This is a genomic window from Methyloceanibacter sp. (assembly GCF_050726195.1).
Taxonomy (GTDB): Bacteria; Pseudomonadota; Alphaproteobacteria; order Rhizobiales; family Methyloligellaceae; genus Methyloceanibacter.
Genome location: NZ_JBOHJC010000021.1, coordinates 16,651 through 32,913, shown reverse-complemented (window position 1 = coordinate 32,913; position 16,263 = coordinate 16,651). Strand labels below are relative to the sequence as shown.

Here is a 16,263-nt window from a genome sequence, read left to right as displayed (position 1 = left end):
TAGGGCCGGGAACATGGGGTAAGCTTGAGGCCCGGTCAACTGCCGTGGGCGTCGGTCTCAGCGATCTTCTCGGCTCCTAAAGATGCGCAGCACGGCGACCGCGACAGCGAACAGGGCGGCCGCGGGCGTGACCAGGGCGTCGGGCGAGCGCATGGTCCACAAGGTCGCGCCGGTGATCAGGGCCCAGAGAGCCGGGATGACCAGAAGCTCCCAGCGCATGCGGTCCGCTGCGGCGAGCACGCCGAACGTGCCGATGACCGTAGGGTCTGGGGCGACGCCGAACGCTTCGAGCTGAGCCCAGCCGCGCCCGGCCAAGAGGCCCAACAGGGGCGAGAGAATGAGCGCGACGGCGAACAGGCCGCATCCGGCCTTGCCGAGGTCGGTGCCGCGCTCGCCGAACGTCAGCCGGCCCAGGATCGCGCCGACGACCATGAGCAAGACGGCCTGCGCGGCAAAGCCCCAGGCGTAGTAGGGCGCCGCCAGGTTGATGGTGGCGTAGCGCTCCCAGAAATACGCCCAGGCGACAAAAACCCAAGCCGCGGCGAGAAGCGCCGCAACGGCCCGCCCTGCCCAAGGCGGGCGCCGGACGAGCAGGGCGAGGATGACGACGCCGGCGGCAAGCGCGATGATCTGAGCCGGCCAGATAGCGGCATTATAGAGCTCGAACAGCCGGTAATACGTGTCCGGCGAGAACATCAAGAGATCCTGCGGCCGGTACGTCCACCACTCGGACATCACACCTCGTGGATGTAGGCGGCCATGCGCTGGCGCATCTTTGTGTCGGGAAGAGGCTCACGCGCGGATTCGAGGTTCTCGCGCACATGGGCGACTTGCGTGGTGGCGGGGATCGCGCAGGTGATCGCCGGGTGCGAGATGACGAACTTGAGCAGGAACTGCGCCCACGTTGTGGCGCTTAACTCGTTGGCCCAAGGCGGCAGCTTCTCGCCTGCAAAGCGATCGATCAGCGCCTTCTGGCGAAACGGCCGGTTGGCGATGACGGCGATGCCCTTGTCTTGCGCCAACGGCAGTAGCCGGTCTTCCACCGCGCGGTCGGCAATGTTGTAGGTGAGTTGCACGAAGTCGAGATCGTGCTTCCGCATGATGTCTTCCAGCTCATCGTGACGGCGTCCGTGCGAGGTCGTGATGCCGACATAGCGGAGCTTGCCCGCTTCCTTCATGGCGAACAGCGTGGCGAGATGCTCCTGCCACGCCACCAGATTATGCACCTGCAATAGATCGAAGCGGTCGACGCCCCAATGGGTGCGCGACTGCTCGATCTGCTCGGGCCCTGCGTCGCCGGAGGAGATCCAAACCTTGTCTGTGGCGAAGAGCGCCTTCGGGTAGCCGAGTTTCTTCAACCCATAGCCGATGACCGGCTGGGCAGAGCCGTACATGGGGAGGGATCGATCATCCGGCCGCCGGAGGCAAAGAACGCGCCCATGACAGCGGCACAGGCATCGCGGGCTTTCGGATCGTCGCCGACATTGAAGGTGATCCAGCTGCCGAGCCCGACCAGTGGCAGGGCCTCGCCCGAGGAGGGGATGGGCCGGGTGAGGGGCGCCGATTGCGCATTTGTGCGGACCGGCGGCAGGAGCGCGGCCGCACCTGCCAGGGCCAGCGATCCGATGAATTCGCGACGATTGAACGACATTTCCCTCACTTAAGCGCACGAGAGCCGATGGACAACGGCCCGGCCCCCCGCTAAATCAAGCGCCATGCTGAGGCGAGCTTACGACAAGACAATGGAGCTCGCCGCTCATCGCAACGCTCCGTGGGCCCTGGCGGGCGTGTCATTCATCGAGAGCTCGGTATTCCCGATTCCTCCCGATGTAATGCTCATCCCCATGGTGCTGGCGGAGCGGCGGAAGGCTTGGCTTTATGCCGCCATTTGCACCGCCGCTTCGGTGCTTGGCGGCGCCTTCGGCTATCTCATCGGCTATTTTCTGTTCGAGTCGGTCGGCGAGCCGATTCTGCGGTTCTACGGGTACACGCAAGCCTTCGAGGATTTCGCCCGCCGCTACAACGATTACGGCGCCTGGATCGTGTTCATCGCCGGCGTCACGCCGTTCCCCTATAAGGTGATCACGATCGCGAGCGGCGTGACGCAACTCAACTTTCTTGTGTTTATGCTGGCGAGTGTTGCCGCGCGGGGCTTGCGCTTCTTCGTGGTGGCCGGTCTGCTTTACTGGTTCGGACCGCCGATCAAGGACTTCATCGAAAAGTATCTCGGAATTCTATTCACGCTGTTCGTGGTGCTGCTGGTCGGTGGTTTCGTGCTGGTCAGGTACGTGATGTAAGGTACGGACGATGGCGCAGGCTGCAAAGCCGATCATGACGATTAGTGGCTTGTTGTGCCTTCTGGCGCTCGCCACGATTCTTGCCGCGCTCGCCTTCGAGTTCATCGGCGGCTATGTGCCGTGTCCGCTCTGTCTCCAGCAGCGCTACGCCTACTATTTCGCGATTCCGGCCGCGTCCGCGGCATGGTTCGCGGCGCGCCTTGGCGCCAACGGCGCGGCGCGCATCCTGCTTGCGGTCATCGCCATTGCTTTCCTGCTGAATGCGGGGCTCGGCGGGTTTCACTCGGGCGTCGAATGGAAGCTTTGGGAGGGGCCGGACACGTGCGCGACGGCATCCGATCTTCAATGGGGCGCGGGCGGCGTCGCCGACACGCCGGTGGTCCGCTGCGACGAGGCGCCGTGGCGGCTCCTCGGGCTATCTTTCGCCGGCTGGAACGTGGTGATCTCACTCTTCTTGGCGGGCCTTGCCGCCTTCGGCGCCACCCGCCGCCGCTGATCTTTCCGCTCACGTGCTCTTCAACCGAGAGTGATTGGCAAAGGCCGCGCCGGCGCTGCTATAGCCGCTTCCGGGCACTCAACTGGAAGGACGGAAAGATGACCCTGTCCCGCGCGTTCCTTACCGGCCTCGTGGCCTTGATCCTTGTCGGGTCCATGCCTGCCTCGGCGGCCGAGTGGAAGGATTTCACGGCCGACGCCTTCGCTGCGGCGCAAAATGAGGGGAAGCCGATCCTGGTCGATGTATTCGCTGCGTGGTGCCCGGTGTGCCGCGCGCAGAACCCGATCCTGGTCAAGCTCACGAGCGAGCCCAAGTACAAGGACCTCGTCGTGTTCAAGATCGATTTCGACACGCAGAAGGATGCGTTGCGTGCGCTGAACGCGCAGTCGCAAAGCACGCTTATCGTCTACAAGGGCACCACGGAGCTGGACCGGTCGGTGGGCGACACGAGCGCGTTCTCCATCGAGGGCATGCTCGACAAGACGCTGTGAGGCGCGAATGGTGAGGTGCGCACGATGATCGCGACCCTCGGCCTCGCGGTTCTGGCCGGCGTGCTGTCGGTGCTGTCGCCTTGCGTGCTGCCGCTGCTGCCGATCGTGCTTGGCACGGCGCAGAGCGGGCACCGGCTCGGACCGATGGCACTCGCGGCAGGGCTTGCCGTCTCCTTCACAGTCATCGGTCTGTTCGTCGCGACGATCGGTTTCGCCATCGGCCTCAATACGGATGTGTTCCGGCTTGTGTCTGCCGTGCTGCTGATCGCCGTCGGCGTCGTGCTGTTGGCGCCGCGGCCCCAGGAGCAGTTCGCCGTGGCGGCAGGGCCAATCGGCGCCGGGGTCGACGACCGTTTCGGCGGTTTCACGGCAACGAGCTTATGGGGTCAGTTCGGTCTCGGCCTCTTGCTCGGCGCGGTGTGGGCGCCGTGCGTTGGGCCAACCCTCGGCGCTGCGTCACTTCTCGCCGCCAAGGGCGAGGACCTCGGCCAGGTGGCGCTGACCATGCTCGCCTTCGGCGTCGGCGCGGCACTCCCTCTGATGGCGCTCGGCTTCGTCTCGCGCGAGGCGATGATGCGCTGGCGCGGCCGGCTCACCGAGGCGGGCAGAGGCGGCAAGATGCTGCTCGGCGCGTTGTTGGTCGCGGTCGGGCTCCTGGTCGCGAGCGGCACGGACAAGCGTCTCGAGACGTTCCTCGTCGATGCCTCGCCCGAGTGGTTGACTGAGTTGACGACGCGGTATTGAGGCTGAGACGCCTATGGCTCGAGCTCGGTATCCCAGTAGAGATAGTCGAGCCAGCTCTCGTGCAGATAGTTCGGCGGGAATAGGCGGCCGTTCCGGTGTAGCTCGAATACTGTGGGCCGATAGGGCTTCTGCGACGGCCACATTTTGGCCTGCTCGGGCAGCTTGCCGCCCTTCATGAGGTTGCATGGCGCGCACGCGGTGACGACGTTCTCCCACCTGGTGAGGCCGCCGCGCGAGCGCGGCACGAGATGGTCGAAGGTGAGGTCCTCATCGTCGCCGCAATACTGGCAGGTGAACCGATCGCGCAGGAACACGTTGAATCGGGTGAAGGCGGGATAGAGCGCGGGCCGAACATAGTTCTTGAGCGACACCACGCTCGGCAGCTTCATCTCGAAGGACGGCGAATGAACCAAGCGGTCGTACTCGGAGACGATGTTGACCCGGTCGAGGAACACCGCCTTCACGGTGTCCTGCCAGCCCCAGAGCGACAGCGGATAGTAGGACAGCGGACGAAAGTCCGCGTTGAGCACGAGTGCAGGGAAGGTGCCGGGGGCGGCCGATGCGGTTGCGACGTTCAAGGCCAAAGGGTCCTTTACTTTGCCCGTCGCACTCGGGCCCATCCTCCTTATGGCGCCGGATACTATAGGGACGTGTCATGAATGTGAAGGGCCCAACATGCTGTAGTTTGGCAGCTCATGAAGCCGTCACGGTGGCGCGATAGGCAGCGATTCGAAGGGGAGGAATTCATGGTCAACGGCGTGGAACGAGAGAGAGGCGGTCCGATCATTCCGGCCATGCGCTACCGGGACGCCGCCAAGGCAATCGACTGGTTGTGCGAGGTGTTCGGCTTCGAGCGGAAGATGGTGGTGCCGGGTGAGGGAGGCCGCATCGCTCATGCCGAGCTGACCTTGGGCTATGGCATGATCATGCTCGGCGACGCCGAGACCGAGTTCGGCAAGCTGGTGCGGCCGCCATCGCCCCCCGGCCTCATCAACACACAGGCGACCTACGTGGTGGTCGGCGACGTGGATGCCCACTACGCCCATGCCAAAGCCAAGGGCGCCGAGATCGTGTTCGACATCAAGTCGCAGGACTATGGCGGGCGCGACTACACCGCCCGCGACCTTGAGGGCAATATCTGGGCCTTCGGCTCCTACGATCCCTGGCTTGCTTGAGCGGCGGCAAAGGCCTGTTTGAGGAAGGCGCCGCCAAGGCGCAGGCCCTCGCCGTCGATGCCGTGGCCGATGCCCTGGGCCACGTGCCATTCCACGGGAAGGCCCGCCTGCGCCAGTGCCTCGCGGGCCATCAACATGGCATCGACCGGGATCACCTCGTCCATGTCGCCGTGCACGAGTAGGATGGCGGGGCCCGCACCTGGCGCCGGCAGCGCCTCGAGGGTGGCGAGGGCACCGGAATACCCGACGATTGCGGCGGGCGACGGCTTGCGGGCAAGGCCCACGGCGAGCGCCATCATGGTGCCCTGGCTGAAGCCCACCAGGCCGAGCGCTTCGGCCGGCAGAGCATGCCGTTTCAACTCGGCGTCGAGGAAGGATTGCAGCGCCGGCGCCGCGCGCTTCACGCCGCTCGCGATCAGCGCCATGTCGCCGAGGGAAAGGTCGAACCACTGCCTGCCCATGGGCGCCATGCCGCAGGGCTCCAGCGCGTGCGGCGAGACGAAGGCGGCGTGCGGCAACTCCCGCGCCCATTCGCGGCCAAGCCCGATGAGATCGTTGCCGTCAGCGCCGTAGCCGTGCATGAACACCACGAGCTGGCGTGGCGCGCCGCCCGCGGCGGGACCGAGACGCGGTCCGTCAAGCAGCGCCAATGCCATCTACGAACGAACTCCGCAGTCCATCAATCGGGCTCGTTCTTCGGCAGGTCTTCGGCAGAGTTGGCCTGAAGCTGGCCGTAGTTCTGGATGCCGATATCGTTCAGCAGGTTCAGCTGAGTTTCGAGGTAGTTGATGTGCCCTTCCTCGTCGGCGAGCAGCTCCTCGAACAGGTCCATGCTTACATAGTCCTCTTCTTTGCGGCAGGCGGCGCGCGCCTCCATGTAGAGGGCGCGGGCGCTGTACTCGGCCCTGAGGTCGCATTCGAGGATCTCCTTAATGTTCTGCCCGATCATCAAGGGGTCGATGTGCTGCATGTTGGGAAAGCCCTCGAGGAACACGATGCGATCGACCAGCTTGTCGGCATGCTGCATCTCCTCGATCGACTCCTCGCGTTCCTTCTTGGCGAGCCTGGTGAAGCCCCAGTCGTCGAGCAGGCGGTAGTGCAGCCAGTACTGGTTGACGGCGGTAAGCTCGTGCGTCAGCGCCTTGTTGAGATACTCGATGACCCGTGGGTTGCCCTTCATTTGTTTGTCCTCCTCTCAACCTTTGCCGTCATCATGGCGTGTTCTGAACAATCCGGCTAGTGCGTATGGCTATGGCTCCTCGATGGGCGAGCGGTGTGGAAGCTCAGCTGCGGAGCTCGGCCCCTCCTCGTCGTAGGACACCATCAGCTTGGCGATGAGCGGCAGGCAGCTGCCGCACGAGGGGCGTTTGCCGAGATGGCGATAGATGAGACCCGGCGTCAAAACCACGAACGGATCGTTGGTGCGCAGCGCAGAGACCGCTTCCGCAACGTCCTTGGCGGTGATGATGGAACACGAGCAAACGATCATGCGAGGAGGATCTGTGGCGCGCCCTTCCGGCGCGCACTGTAATAGGACCAAAGAGACGGACGACGGGCCGCCACGCCGCACCGGGGCTCGCCAGGGTTCGGCGATGGCGTTCCTTAGCGTGAGGCCGGGGGCTGCTCAAGGGCGACGAGCCTTCCGCCGGTGCGCCATGGAGCGCAAACACGCTTCCATGGCTTGGCCCCCGCCCTGAGGCGGGCCCCATTCAGCGGCGGGTTTCCAGAGGTTAAGGACTCGTTTTTGGCGGATTAACGGGATTTTTTCCCTACAATTTAGCCGAGTTTTAAGCCGTCTCAGCCATGTTCGATCCTAACAACGAAGAACCAAAGGCGGGGGCGGAGCATGGAACCCAAAGACTTCAAGCCGGAGGATCTGTTCGCGCAGATTCAAGGTCTCGTGGACGGCCTCGAGGCGGAGCGTACCGCGCGCGAGGCCGCGGAAGTCGCCGACAAGGCCAAATCGGACCTCATCGCGCTCATCGGCCGCGAGTTGCGCCCACCTATGGAGGTGGTCGTCGCTATGGCGGAGTCGCTGCTCTCGAGCCCGCTCGACGCCAGCCAACGCCGCTACACCGAGACGCTGGCGCGGTCGGCGCGGAGCCTGCTCGCCGCCCTCAACGACGTGCTCGATTTCTCCAGCCTGGAGGCGGGCGGCTTGCACCTCGCCTCGCAGAGGCTCGATTTGCACGCGCTGGTGCGGAGCGTCGCCTCCGTGCTTCAGACGCGGGCAGGCGAGAAGGGGCTGACGAGCGGCGTTGATATGGGGGCGAACTGCCCCCGCTTCGTCCTGGGCGACGAGGTCCGTCTCCGCCAAGTACTGATGAGCCTCGTCGAGGCCGCGCTGCGATCAACGTCGGAAGGCTCGGTCAGGCTCTATGTCAGCGCCAGCGAGACCGAGGATCCGGTCACGATTCGCTTCGATGTCACGGACACGGGCGCGGGCTTGAGCAACGCCGAGCAGGAGAACCTATTCCGGCCGACCGTTCAGTCGACGAGGGCAGGCGGCGGACTTGGCATGCCCATCGCACTCCGGCTAGCCGCGGCGATGGGTGGCGAGGTGGGCTGCGACAGCAAGCTCGGCCAAGGTACCCTCTATTGGGTCACGGTCCCCATGGAGCGCGCCCAGGACCAGGGTGAGACGCAAGTTGAGCAGGACGGGGAGTCCGTCCCGAAAGGGGCGTTGTCAGGCCATTTGCTCGTGGTCGAGGACAACGTGGTCAACCGTTTGTTGATCGGCGCCTATCTCGACGAGTTCGGCGTGAGCTACGAAATGGTCGAGACCGGCGCCGCGGCGATCATGTGCGTCGCCGCCCGGAAATACGATCTCGTGCTCATGGATATGGTGCTGCCGGACTTCTCCGGACTGGAGACCGCGAGGCGTATCCGTTCCCTGCAGGCCCCCTCGTCCGAGGTGCCGATCGTGGCGCTGGCTGCGCATGACGCGACGGACAGCGACAATGACTATGTCGCGGCCGGCATGAACGCTCATGTGTCGAAGCCGATCCGCGGCCGCGCGCTCTATGTGGCACTCGCGCCATTCCTCGCGGGCCAGGGCCGCGCGGCTCACTCCAAAGCGAGCTGATTGCGCGCCTAGAGGTTGTCCATCAAAACGCCGGCCAGCAGGATCAGATAGGCGATCAGCAGCAGGCCGAGGCCGTAGCCGGTGAAGATCGGCAGCGGCACGATCATGCCGATCACGACCAGGACGGCGATGACGACGGAGACGAGGAACGTCTCCCGGCGCGGCGTGCTCAAATGAAAGTTCATCGGGGACCCCCTTTTGGCCAAACGCCGGCAGAGAATCGGCGCGGAGCGGAGTCTAGCGGCAAAGCGCGGGTGCTGTCATCGCCTTGGCGACCGGAGATCCCTACAGGGGAACCTTCTCCCGTGCGCGGAGCGGGGGCACAGGCACGCCCGCCTCGGCCAGGACCTCGACCTTGTTGTCCACCAGATTGACGATGCCGGTCATGATCTCGTTGAGCTGGAAGTCCTTGGGGGTGTAGACCGCCGAGGCGCCGCACTGCTTGAGGATATTGACGTCATCGGCCGGGATGATGCCGCCGACCACCACGGGCACCTCGCCCATTCCGGCCTCGCGCAGTTTTTGCACCACGTCGCGCACCAGCGATACATGCGAGCCGGAGAGGATGGAGAGCCCCACCACATGGGCCTTGGCCTCCTTCGCCTGCTCGACGATCTCGGCCGGCGTCAGGCGGATGCCGTCATAGACGACCTGCATGCCGCAATCGCTGGCGCGCACGGCGATCTGCTCGGCGCCGTTGGAGTGGCCATCGAGCCCAGGCTTGCCGACCACGAAGGTCAGGGTGCGACCGAGCTTGCCGGACACCTGTTTCACCAGCTCGCGCACCTCCTCGAGACGCTTCTCGTCGACGGCATGGGCGGCGCCGATGCCGGTCGGCGCGCGATACTCGCCGAACACTTCGCGGAGCACCGCGCCCCACTCGCCGGTGGTGACTCCGGCCTTCGCCGCTTCGATCGACGGTGGCATGATGTTGCGGCCTTCGGCGGCGGCTTCCTTTAGTTCGCGCAGCGCCTGGCGAACGGCCTTGTCGTCGCGCCGCTGGCGCCAGGCCTGGAGCGCCGCGACCTGCTCGATCTCGACGGATTCCGGCACGGTGAGGATGCCTTCCGCGCCCGAATCGAGCGGCGACGGCTCGGTCTCGGTATAGGCGTTGACGCCGACCAGCACCTGGTCGCCGCGCTCGATGCCGGCGACGCGCGCGGCGTTCGAGGCAATCAGCGCTTCCTTCATGTAGTCGATGGCGGCGACGGCGCCGCCCATGGCATCGAGCTCGGCGAGCTCGGCGCGGGCCTGTTCCTTGAGTTCTTCGACCTTGCGGGCGATCACCTCCGAACCGTCGAAGACATCGCCGAACTCGAGCAGGTCAGTCTCGTAGGCGACGATTTGCTGGAGCCGGAGCGACCATTGCTGATCCCAGGGCCGCGGCAGGCCGAGCGCCTCGTTCCACGTGGGCAATTGCACGGCGCGGGCGCGCGCCTTCTTCGACAGGACCACGGCAAGCATCGACAGCAGGATGCGGTAGACGTTGTTCTCCGGCTGCTGCTCAGTGAGACCGAGCGAGTTGACCTGCACGCCATAGCGGAAGCGCCGAAGCTTCTCGTCCATGACGCCGTAGCGGTCGCGCGCGATCTCGTCCCAGAGGTCGACGAAGGCGCGCATCTTGGAGACTTCGGTGACGAAGCGCACACCGGCATTGACGAAGAAGCTGATGGCGCCGACGATCCTAGGAAACTCCTCGTCGGAGACTTCGCCGGAGTTCTTGACTTCGTCGAGCACGGCGATGGCGGTGGCGAGGGCGAAGGCGAGTTCTTGCGCCGGCGTCGCTCCTGCCTCCTGCAAATGGTAGGAGCAGACATTGGTCGGGTTCCACTTCGGCATCTCGCGCGACGTGAACACGATGACGTCCTTGATCAGGCGCAGTGACGGCGCGGGCGGGAACACGTAGGTGCCGCGCGACAGATATTCTTTCAAGATGTCGTTCTGCACCGTCCCGGTCAGCTTCGCCCGGTCGGCGCCCTGCTCGTCGGCAAGCGAGACATAGAGCGCGAGCAGCCAGGCCGCGGTGGCATTGATGGTCATCGAGGTGTTCATCTCGCCGAGGGGAATGCCCTCCAGCAAATGACGCATGTCGCCTAGATGGGAGATGGGCACGCCGACCTTGCCGACCTCGCCGCGGGCCAGCGCCTCGTCGGAGTCGTAGCCGGTCTGGGTCGGCAGATCGAAGGCGATGGAAAGGCCGGTCTGACCCTTGGAGAGGTTCTTCCGGTAGAGCTCGTTCGAGGCCTTAGCGGTTGAATGGCCCGCATAGGTGCGGAACATCCAAGGTTTGTCGCGTTTCTTAGGCTTGCCGCTCATGTGTCGCTCGTTCGGTGAAATCAGGTCGCATCGAAGCACGCTCGATGCGCCGGAGCAACTATACCTACGGCCGCGTTGCCAAAAAGCGAAGGCGGCGCTTGGTAGCGCCGCCTCCACCACTCCTTAGGCGTCGGGCCCTAGTTGGGCACGGTCTTGTTCTTGGCGCCCTCGCCCTCGGCGCTCTTCTCGACGCCCGTTCCGCCGGGGGCGTTGCCGCTCGAATCGCCGCCGAGGTTCACGTCCTTGCCTTCCTCGGCGTCGTCCAAGCCCTGCTTAGCCGTCGCGCCTTCGCCTTGGACGCTGTCCTCGACGCCGGTGCCGGGCTCCTTGCCGGTCGGGTCACTGGCGGCCTGGCCCGAGCTCGCACCTTCGTCAGGCATCTGGTTGTCGCCTTTCTGAGTGGCACCTTCGCCGCCGGCGCTCTCGTCGACGCCAGTGCCGCCAGGAGCGTCGCTCGTGGCCTCGACAATCAAGATGTCGCTCTTGGCACCGGGCGCCTCCTCGGCATAGGCGACGCCGCCAAAGCCGATGGCCAAAGCCGCCGCGGCGGTCATCAAAGTGGAAATCGCTTTCATTGGGTGTCTCCTTCGCAAGTCTTTGGGGGGAAGCCGGGCACGCGTCGACTCTCGCGTCGTTTTCGGGCCAATTGATCGCGCCGGCATAGGTAAACGCGGGCGTTGTTGCCCTAGTTCCTGGGGAAGCGGGCCTTCACGAAGTGCTTAGGGGACGTGGCCCTGGAGAGAGACGCATCGCCACGCCCCGCGAATCGACCTCTGGGCAGACCGGTTCGTTTTTGCTAACCCTCGGCCCGGTTGGGGGAGTCCTACGAGAATTTGGGCAAATCCAAGGGAGCCCTGGCACTTTCAGGGCGGACCTGTGTTAAATCTGCGGCCGCAAACATGTTGCAGTCGCGAGATGGATCGAAGACAATTGCCGCAGTGCAAAAAGAGACACCGACAAGAGGACTGGGGGGACAACCGGATGAATGAGATGTCTTTGACTGCAGTTTCTCCAGAAACGTCCGCGCCGGCGGGCGAGATCAAGGATCTCTACGAAATCGGCGAGATTCCTCCGCTCGGTCACGTGCCGAAGAACATGTATGCGTGGGCGATCCGGAAGGAGCGGCATGGCCCCCCCGACGAGGCCATGCAGGTCGAGGTGCTCCCGACCTGGGAACTCGATTCCCATGACGTGCTGGTTTTGGTGATGGCCGCCGGCGTCAACTACAACGGCGTCTGGGCCTCTCTCGGCATCCCCATTTCGCCTCTGGATGGCCACAAGAACCCGTATCACATCGCCGGCTCCGATGCGTCCGGCATCGTCTGGGCTGTCGGCTCCAAGGTGAAGCGCTGGAAGGTCGGCGACGAAGTTGTCATCCACTGCAATCAGGACGACGGTGACGATGAGGAATGTAACGGCGGCGATCCGATGTTCTCGCCGTCGCAGCGCATCTGGGGCTACGAGACGCCGGATGGGTCGTTCGCCCAATTCGCCCGCGTCCAGGACCGCCAACTGCTGCCGCGGCCGCAACATCTCACCTGGGAAGAGGCCGCCTGCTACACGCTGACTCTCGCCACCTCCTACCGCATGCTGTTCGGCCACCGGCCGCACACCTTGAAGCCCGGCCATAACGTCTTGGTGTGGGGCGCCTCGGGCGGTCTCGGCTCCATGGCGGTGCAGCTCTGCGCCACCGCCGGCGCCAACGCCATCGGCGTCGTGTCCGAGGAAGACAAGCGCGACTACGTGATGTCGCTCGGCGCCAAAGGCGTGATCAACCGCAAGGACTTCAACTGCTGGGGCCAGATGCCCAAGGTCGGCACGCCGGAATACGACGCCTGGGCGAAAGAAGTGCGCAAGTTCGGCAAGGCGATCTGGGACATCACGGGCAAGGGCGTGAGCGTCGACAGCGTGTTCGAGCATCCGGGCGAGGCGACCTTCCCGGTGTCCTGCTTCATCGTGAAGCGCGGCGGCATGGTCGTGTTCTGCGCCGGCACCACCGGCTACAACCTCACCATGGATGCGCGCTATGTGTGGATGCATCAGAAACGCATCCAGGGCTCCCACTTCGCCCATCTCTTGCAAGCGAGCCAGGCCAATAAGCTCGTCATCGAGCGCCACATTGACCCGTGCATGTCCGAGGTGTTCCCGTGGGAACAGATCCCGAAAGCGCATATGCGCATGTGGAAGAATGAGCACCGGCCGGGCAACATGTCCGTTCTGGTGAGCGCGCCGCTGACGGGGCTTCGCACCTTCGAGGACGTGCTCGAGGCAAGCCGTGAGATGCACGGCAAGCCCTGACAGTCTACCCCTGTCCGCTAAAGGGCCGCTCTCGTTCGGTATCGGGGGGCGGCGGAAGTGGGCGACGATGGCTGAAGTCTCGACCGGCCTCCACAGAATCCTGGCTTATCCACTGGTCTACAGGGCGTGGTATCTCCTGGTAGGCGGTCAGGCCGCCATGGCCGACTATGTCGCCAGCTATCTCAAGCTCAAGCCGGGCGACAGGCTGCTCGACATCGGTTGCGGCCCCGCCACTCTCCTGAACCTTCTTCCCGGCGACGTGGACTATGTCGGCTTCGATGTCAGCGAGCGATACGTGGAAGCCGCCCGCCGGCGCTACGGCGACCGCGGCCAGTTCATTCAGGCCTCGGTCGGCGCACCGCCCCCGATCGAGCCGTCAAGCTTCGACATCGTCTCGGCCACCGGCATTCTGCACCACCTTGACGATGAGGAGGTCTTGGGCACGCTCAAGCTTGCACATGAAAGCTTGAAACCGGACGGACGGCTGATCACGCTGGATCCGGCGCTCGGCGTGGAAGGTCAGCCGCGCGTGGCGCGCTGGCTGATCGAACACGACCGGGGTCGGAACGTGCGGCCACCCGAACGCTATCTCGGTCTGGCGAGAAGCGTGTTCGGTATCGTCGAAGCGGAAATCCGCCATGACCGTCTCAACATCCCCTATACGCATTTCATCATGCAGTGCCGGAAGGCCTGAGCGCCGCGATTGGGATTTGACTCTGGAGGCCGGTCAGGGTTCGTTGTGCCGAAATCTCACAAGATCGTCCCGAGGAGCTAACGACTTGACTGCCGCAGAGACCTTGACCGACCGCGCGGGCTTGAGCCCCGCAAAACTGATTCCGCTGCTTGAGGCTGCCGCCGAGGCGGCCGGAACTCTGGGCGCGCGGGCCGCAGAGGCCGTCAAGGCCAAGGTCACGCAAGGCGGCAAGATCGACAACGCGGCGCTCGAGCGGGAGCAGCACGCGGCCCACGGGCTTGCCTGGACCGCCACCTATGTCGAGGCGGTCCGCCAGCTCGCTGACTACGCCAAGCGCATGGAAAGCGAGGGCCGGTTCGGCGAGATGGAGGGGCTGCTCACCCAGATCGGCGCCGGCGAGTATCTCGCGCAGCTTTCAGGCGGCGTGGTCATGAGCCAGGGTGAGGCGGCACGTCTCTCCGAGCTTGGCGTGCCCGAGTCGGTGTGCGCCGAATTCCTGACCAAGGAGGTTGCCGCGCTGATCAACGGCGTGACGCCGGAGATGCGGGCGCGCGCCGTGAAGCTGATCCAAGACGCGCAAGGCGCGGGCGCCGCCAACTACGGCGATCCAGGTCTCGATGAGACCTACGAGGACATCCGCAACGAGATGCGCCGGTTCTCCTTGGCCGAGGTGGTGCCGCATGCGCAGGAGTGGCACCTAAAGGACGACTACATTCCGCTCGAGCTGATCGGCCAGATGTCGGAGCTCGGCGTGTTCTCCCTGACTCTGCCCGAGGAATATGGTGGGCTCGGCCTCGGTAAGGAGGCGATGTGCGTCGTCTCCGAGGAGCTGAGCCGCGGCTATATCGGCGTGGGCAGTCTTGGTACCAGGTCCGAGATCGCCGAGGAGCTGATCCTCAATGGCGGCACCGACGCGCAGAAGCAAGAGTGGCTGCCGAAGATCGCGAGAGGCGAAATCCTGCCGACGGCAGTGTTCACCGAACCCAATACCGGCTCGGACCTTGCCTCGCTCACCACGCGCGCCGTGAGAGACGGCGACGTCTACCGCATCACCGGGCAGAAGACCTGGATCACGCACGCCGCGCGTGCCGATCTGATGACTGTGCTCGCGCGCACCAACCCCAATGACAAGGGCTATCGTGGGCTCTCGATGCTCCTGGCGCCGAAGCCGCGCGGCGACGACGCCAATCCGTTTCCGGCGGACGGCATGTCGGGCGGCGAGATCGAGGTGCTCGGCTATCGCGGCATGAAGGAGTTCGACATTTCCTTCGACGGGTTCGAAGTGCCGGCCGCCAATCTGCTCGGCGGTGAGGAGGGTCAGGGCTTCAAGCAGCTGATGCAGACGTTCGAGGCGGCGCGCATTCAGACCGCGGCGCGGGCGATCGGCGTGGCGCAGTCGGCGCTCGATCTTGGGCTGCGCTACGGCATGGAGCGCATCCAGTTCGGCAAGCCGATCATCGCCTTCCCACGCGTGGCCGATAAGCTCGCCATGATGGCGGCGGAGATTCTCATCGCCCGCCAGCTCACTTATTTCGCCGCGCGGGAGAAGGACGCCGGCCGCCGCTGCGATCTCGAGGCGGGCATGGCCAAGCTGCTCGCCGCGCGGGTCGCTTGGGCGGCCGCCGACAACGCGCTGCAAATCCACGGCGGCAACGGCTTCGCGCTCGAGTACACGATCAGCCGGGTGCTGTGCGACGCGCGCATCCTGTCGATCTTCGAGGGCGCGGCAGAGATTCAGGCGCACGTCATCGCCAGACGGCTGTTGGAGCAATGAGCCACACCGCAGAGCCGGTTTCGTCGAAGCCTTCCAGTATTGCCCAGCGTTCCGTCCTCATCACCGGGTGTTCGTCGGGCATAGGGCTCGCCTCGGCGCGGGAGATGAAGCGGCGCGGCTGGCGCGTGTTTGCCACGGCGCGTAAGCCTGAAGATATCGCCCGGCTAAAAGAGGAGAGGTGTGACAGCGTCTATCTCGACTACGCCGAGCCGGACTCCATCGCGGTTGCCGCAGACCAAGTGCTTGAGGCAACGGGAAGACGGCTCGATGCCCTGTTCAACAACGGCGGATATGCCCAGCCTGGCGCGGTGGAGGATGTCGCGCGCGATGTGCTGCGCGCGCAATTCGAGGCCAATGTGTTCGGCTGGCACGATCTCACGCGGCGAATCATCCCGGCGATGCGGGCACGAGGGCAGGGCCGCATCGTGTTCTGCTCCTCCGTGCTCGGAATCGTGGCGGCGCCCTATCGCGGCGCCTATTGCGCCTCGAAATATGCCGTCGAGGCGCTGGCCGATGCGCTCCGCATGGAGCTTGCAGGCACTGGCATCACGATCTCGCTGATCGAGCCCGGGCCCATCGCCACGCGGCTCGTCGAACATGCGATCGAGGCTTACCGGCGCCATATCGACATGGAGAGATCGCCGCACCGGGAGACCTATCGCGCCAGACTCGCGCGCATGGAGCAGGGCGGCAATCAGAGCTTCAAGCTGCCGCCCGAGGCAGTCGCCGCCAAACTCGTCCACGCGCTCGAGTCCAAGCGGCCGAAGGCCCGCTACTACGTCACGTTTCCCACCTACGCCGCGGTCCTGCTCCGCCGGCTCCTGCCAACTCGTCTGCTCGACGCGGTGGCGGCAAGCAACTAAAGTCCGGCTCCGGCGTTGGAATAGGCGCCC

General features: G+C 64.9%; 18 protein-coding genes and 1 pseudogene. 10 read left to right on the top strand and 9 right to left on the bottom strand.

Annotated features, from left to right (window positions below; translation table 11 throughout):
• Positions 1–57: 57 nt before the first annotated feature.
• Both ACRECX_RS13680 and ACRECX_RS13675 read right to left on the bottom strand, forming a co-directional pair.
• Positions 58–735 (bottom strand): DUF6064 family protein, encoded by a 678-nt coding sequence (locus ACRECX_RS13680; protein ID WP_431559396.1) that lies wholly within the window; start codon positions 733–735, stop codon positions 58–60.
• A pseudogene (locus ACRECX_RS13675) lies at positions 735–1,651 on the bottom strand (aldo/keto reductase). Before ACRECX_RS13675 ends, ACRECX_RS13680 begins: the two are co-directional and overlap by 1 nt.
• Positions 1,652–1,715: 64 nt before the next feature.
• Here ACRECX_RS13675 and ACRECX_RS13670 point away from each other — a divergent pair.
• The 4 genes from ACRECX_RS13670 (at position 1,716) to ACRECX_RS13655 (ending at position 4,028) form a co-directional block, all read left to right on the top strand.
• Entirely contained in the window at positions 1,716–2,297 is a 582-nt protein-coding gene (locus ACRECX_RS13670) for a YqaA family protein (RefSeq protein WP_431559395.1), read from the top strand.
• Between the two features lie 10 nt (positions 2,298–2,307).
• The gene (locus ACRECX_RS13665; RefSeq protein ID WP_431559394.1) at positions 2,308–2,793 is read left to right on the top strand and encodes a disulfide bond formation protein B; all 486 of its coding nucleotides are present in this window, start codon (positions 2,308–2,310) and stop codon (positions 2,791–2,793) included.
• 98 nt (positions 2,794–2,891) lie between these two features.
• On the top strand, positions 2,892–3,284 hold the full coding sequence (locus ACRECX_RS13660) for a thioredoxin family protein (RefSeq protein ID WP_431559393.1): 393 nt from the start codon (positions 2,892–2,894) through the stop codon (positions 3,282–3,284).
• A gap of 24 nt (positions 3,285–3,308) precedes the next feature.
• Positions 3,309–4,028 (top strand): cytochrome c biogenesis CcdA family protein, encoded by a 720-nt coding sequence (locus ACRECX_RS13655; protein WP_431559392.1) that lies wholly within the window; start codon positions 3,309–3,311, stop codon positions 4,026–4,028.
• A gap of 11 nt (positions 4,029–4,039) precedes the next feature.
• On the opposite strand, the gene ACRECX_RS13650 is transcribed toward ACRECX_RS13655, so the two are convergent.
• Positions 4,040–4,606: an HNH endonuclease gene (locus ACRECX_RS13650; RefSeq protein WP_431559391.1), complete on the bottom strand. Its 567-nt coding sequence runs from the start codon at positions 4,604–4,606 to the stop codon at positions 4,040–4,042.
• A 168-nt stretch (positions 4,607–4,774) separates the two neighbouring features.
• Here ACRECX_RS13650 and ACRECX_RS13645 point away from each other — a divergent pair, with 168 nt between their 5' ends.
• Positions 4,775–5,203, top strand: coding sequence for a VOC family protein (locus ACRECX_RS13645; protein ID WP_431559390.1), 429 nt, complete (start codon positions 4,775–4,777; stop codon positions 5,201–5,203).
• On the opposite strand, the gene ACRECX_RS13640 is transcribed toward ACRECX_RS13645, so the two are convergent.
• The 3 genes from ACRECX_RS13640 to ACRECX_RS13630 all read right to left on the bottom strand — a co-directional run bounded on the left by ACRECX_RS13640 (position 5,182) and on the right by ACRECX_RS13630 (position 6,692).
• Positions 5,182–5,859 (bottom strand): alpha/beta hydrolase, encoded by a 678-nt coding sequence (locus ACRECX_RS13640; protein ID WP_431559389.1) that lies wholly within the window; start codon positions 5,857–5,859, stop codon positions 5,182–5,184. The two genes, ACRECX_RS13645 and ACRECX_RS13640, sit on opposite strands and share 22 nt — an antisense overlap.
• A 23-nt stretch (positions 5,860–5,882) precedes the next feature.
• The gene (bfr, locus tag ACRECX_RS13635; RefSeq protein WP_431559388.1) at positions 5,883–6,383 is read right to left on the bottom strand and encodes a bacterioferritin; all 501 of its coding nucleotides are present in this window, start codon (positions 6,381–6,383) and stop codon (positions 5,883–5,885) included.
• Between the two features lie 69 nt (positions 6,384–6,452).
• Positions 6,453–6,692: a (2Fe-2S)-binding protein gene (locus ACRECX_RS13630; protein WP_431559387.1), complete on the bottom strand. Its 240-nt coding sequence runs from the start codon at positions 6,690–6,692 to the stop codon at positions 6,453–6,455.
• 357 nt (positions 6,693–7,049) lie between these two features.
• On the opposite strand from ACRECX_RS13630, the gene ACRECX_RS13625 reads away from it, so the two are divergent.
• Positions 7,050–8,288 (top strand): response regulator, encoded by a 1,239-nt coding sequence (locus ACRECX_RS13625; RefSeq protein ID WP_431559386.1) that lies wholly within the window; start codon positions 7,050–7,052, stop codon positions 8,286–8,288.
• Positions 8,289–8,296: 8 nt separating this feature from the next.
• Here ACRECX_RS13625 and ACRECX_RS13620 read toward each other — a convergent pair whose 3' ends face one another.
• From ACRECX_RS13620 to ACRECX_RS13610, 3 genes are all read right to left on the bottom strand, one after another.
• The gene (locus ACRECX_RS13620) at positions 8,297–8,473 is read right to left on the bottom strand and encodes a hypothetical protein (RefSeq protein WP_431559385.1); all 177 of its coding nucleotides are present in this window, start codon (positions 8,471–8,473) and stop codon (positions 8,297–8,299) included.
• Between the two features lie 100 nt (positions 8,474–8,573).
• Positions 8,574–10,604: a protein meaA gene (locus ACRECX_RS13615; RefSeq protein ID WP_431559384.1), complete on the bottom strand. Its 2,031-nt coding sequence runs from the start codon at positions 10,602–10,604 to the stop codon at positions 8,574–8,576.
• Positions 10,605–10,741: 137 nt separating this feature from the next.
• On the bottom strand, positions 10,742–11,179 hold the full coding sequence (locus ACRECX_RS13610) for a hypothetical protein (protein WP_431559383.1): 438 nt from the start codon (positions 11,177–11,179) through the stop codon (positions 10,742–10,744).
• 406 nt (positions 11,180–11,585) lie between these two features.
• On the opposite strand from ACRECX_RS13610, the gene ccrA reads away from it, so the two are divergent.
• The 4 genes from ccrA (at position 11,586) to ACRECX_RS13590 (ending at position 16,233) form a co-directional block, all read left to right on the top strand.
• Positions 11,586–12,902: a crotonyl-CoA carboxylase/reductase gene (gene ccrA / locus ACRECX_RS13605; RefSeq protein ID WP_431559382.1), complete on the top strand. Its 1,317-nt coding sequence runs from the start codon at positions 11,586–11,588 to the stop codon at positions 12,900–12,902.
• A 67-nt stretch (positions 12,903–12,969) separates the two neighbouring features.
• Positions 12,970–13,596, top strand: a complete 627-nt coding sequence (locus tag ACRECX_RS13600) for a class I SAM-dependent methyltransferase (protein WP_431559381.1) — start codon at positions 12,970–12,972, stop codon at positions 13,594–13,596.
• 85 nt (positions 13,597–13,681) lie between these two features.
• Positions 13,682–15,370 (top strand): acyl-CoA dehydrogenase family protein, encoded by a 1,689-nt coding sequence (locus tag ACRECX_RS13595; protein ID WP_431559380.1) that lies wholly within the window; start codon positions 13,682–13,684, stop codon positions 15,368–15,370.
• The gene (locus ACRECX_RS13590) at positions 15,367–16,233 is read left to right on the top strand and encodes an SDR family oxidoreductase (RefSeq protein WP_431559379.1); all 867 of its coding nucleotides are present in this window, start codon (positions 15,367–15,369) and stop codon (positions 16,231–16,233) included. Before ACRECX_RS13595 ends, ACRECX_RS13590 begins: the two co-directional genes overlap by 4 nt.
• Positions 16,234–16,263: the final 30 nt, after the last annotated feature.

Coding starts and splice junctions, on each gene's coding strand:
- ACRECX_RS13660 (WP_431559393.1), top strand. CDS start 2,892: ATGACCCTGTCCCGCGCGTTCCTTACCGGCCTCGTGGCCTTGATCCTT.
- ACRECX_RS13670 (WP_431559395.1), top strand. CDS start 1,716: ATGCTGAGGCGAGCTTACGACAAGACAATGGAGCTCGCCGCTCATCGC.
- ACRECX_RS13625 (WP_431559386.1), top strand. CDS start 7,050: ATGGAACCCAAAGACTTCAAGCCGGAGGATCTGTTCGCGCAGATTCAA.
- ACRECX_RS13590 (WP_431559379.1), top strand. CDS start 15,367: ATGAGCCACACCGCAGAGCCGGTTTCGTCGAAGCCTTCCAGTATTGCC.
- ACRECX_RS13640 (WP_431559389.1), bottom strand. CDS start 5,859: ATGGCATTGGCGCTGCTTGACGGACCGCGTCTCGGTCCCGCCGCGGGC.
- ACRECX_RS13600 (WP_431559381.1), top strand. CDS start 12,970: ATGGCTGAAGTCTCGACCGGCCTCCACAGAATCCTGGCTTATCCACTG.
- ACRECX_RS13645 (WP_431559390.1), top strand. CDS start 4,775: ATGGTCAACGGCGTGGAACGAGAGAGAGGCGGTCCGATCATTCCGGCC.
- ACRECX_RS13615 (WP_431559384.1), bottom strand. CDS start 10,604: ATGAGCGGCAAGCCTAAGAAACGCGACAAACCTTGGATGTTCCGCACC.
- ACRECX_RS13665 (WP_431559394.1), top strand. CDS start 2,308: ATGGCGCAGGCTGCAAAGCCGATCATGACGATTAGTGGCTTGTTGTGC.
- ACRECX_RS13630 (WP_431559387.1), bottom strand. CDS start 6,692: ATGATCGTTTGCTCGTGTTCCATCATCACCGCCAAGGACGTTGCGGAA.
- ACRECX_RS13610 (WP_431559383.1), bottom strand. CDS start 11,179: ATGAAAGCGATTTCCACTTTGATGACCGCCGCGGCGGCTTTGGCCATC.
- ACRECX_RS13655 (WP_431559392.1), top strand. CDS start 3,309: ATGATCGCGACCCTCGGCCTCGCGGTTCTGGCCGGCGTGCTGTCGGTG.
- bfr (WP_431559388.1), bottom strand. CDS start 6,383: ATGAAGGGCAACCCACGGGTCATCGAGTATCTCAACAAGGCGCTGACG.
- ACRECX_RS13680 (WP_431559396.1), bottom strand. CDS start 735: ATGTCCGAGTGGTGGACGTACCGGCCGCAGGATCTCTTGATGTTCTCG.
- ccrA (WP_431559382.1), top strand. CDS start 11,586: ATGAATGAGATGTCTTTGACTGCAGTTTCTCCAGAAACGTCCGCGCCG.
- ACRECX_RS13620 (WP_431559385.1), bottom strand. CDS start 8,473: ATGAACTTTCATTTGAGCACGCCGCGCCGGGAGACGTTCCTCGTCTCC.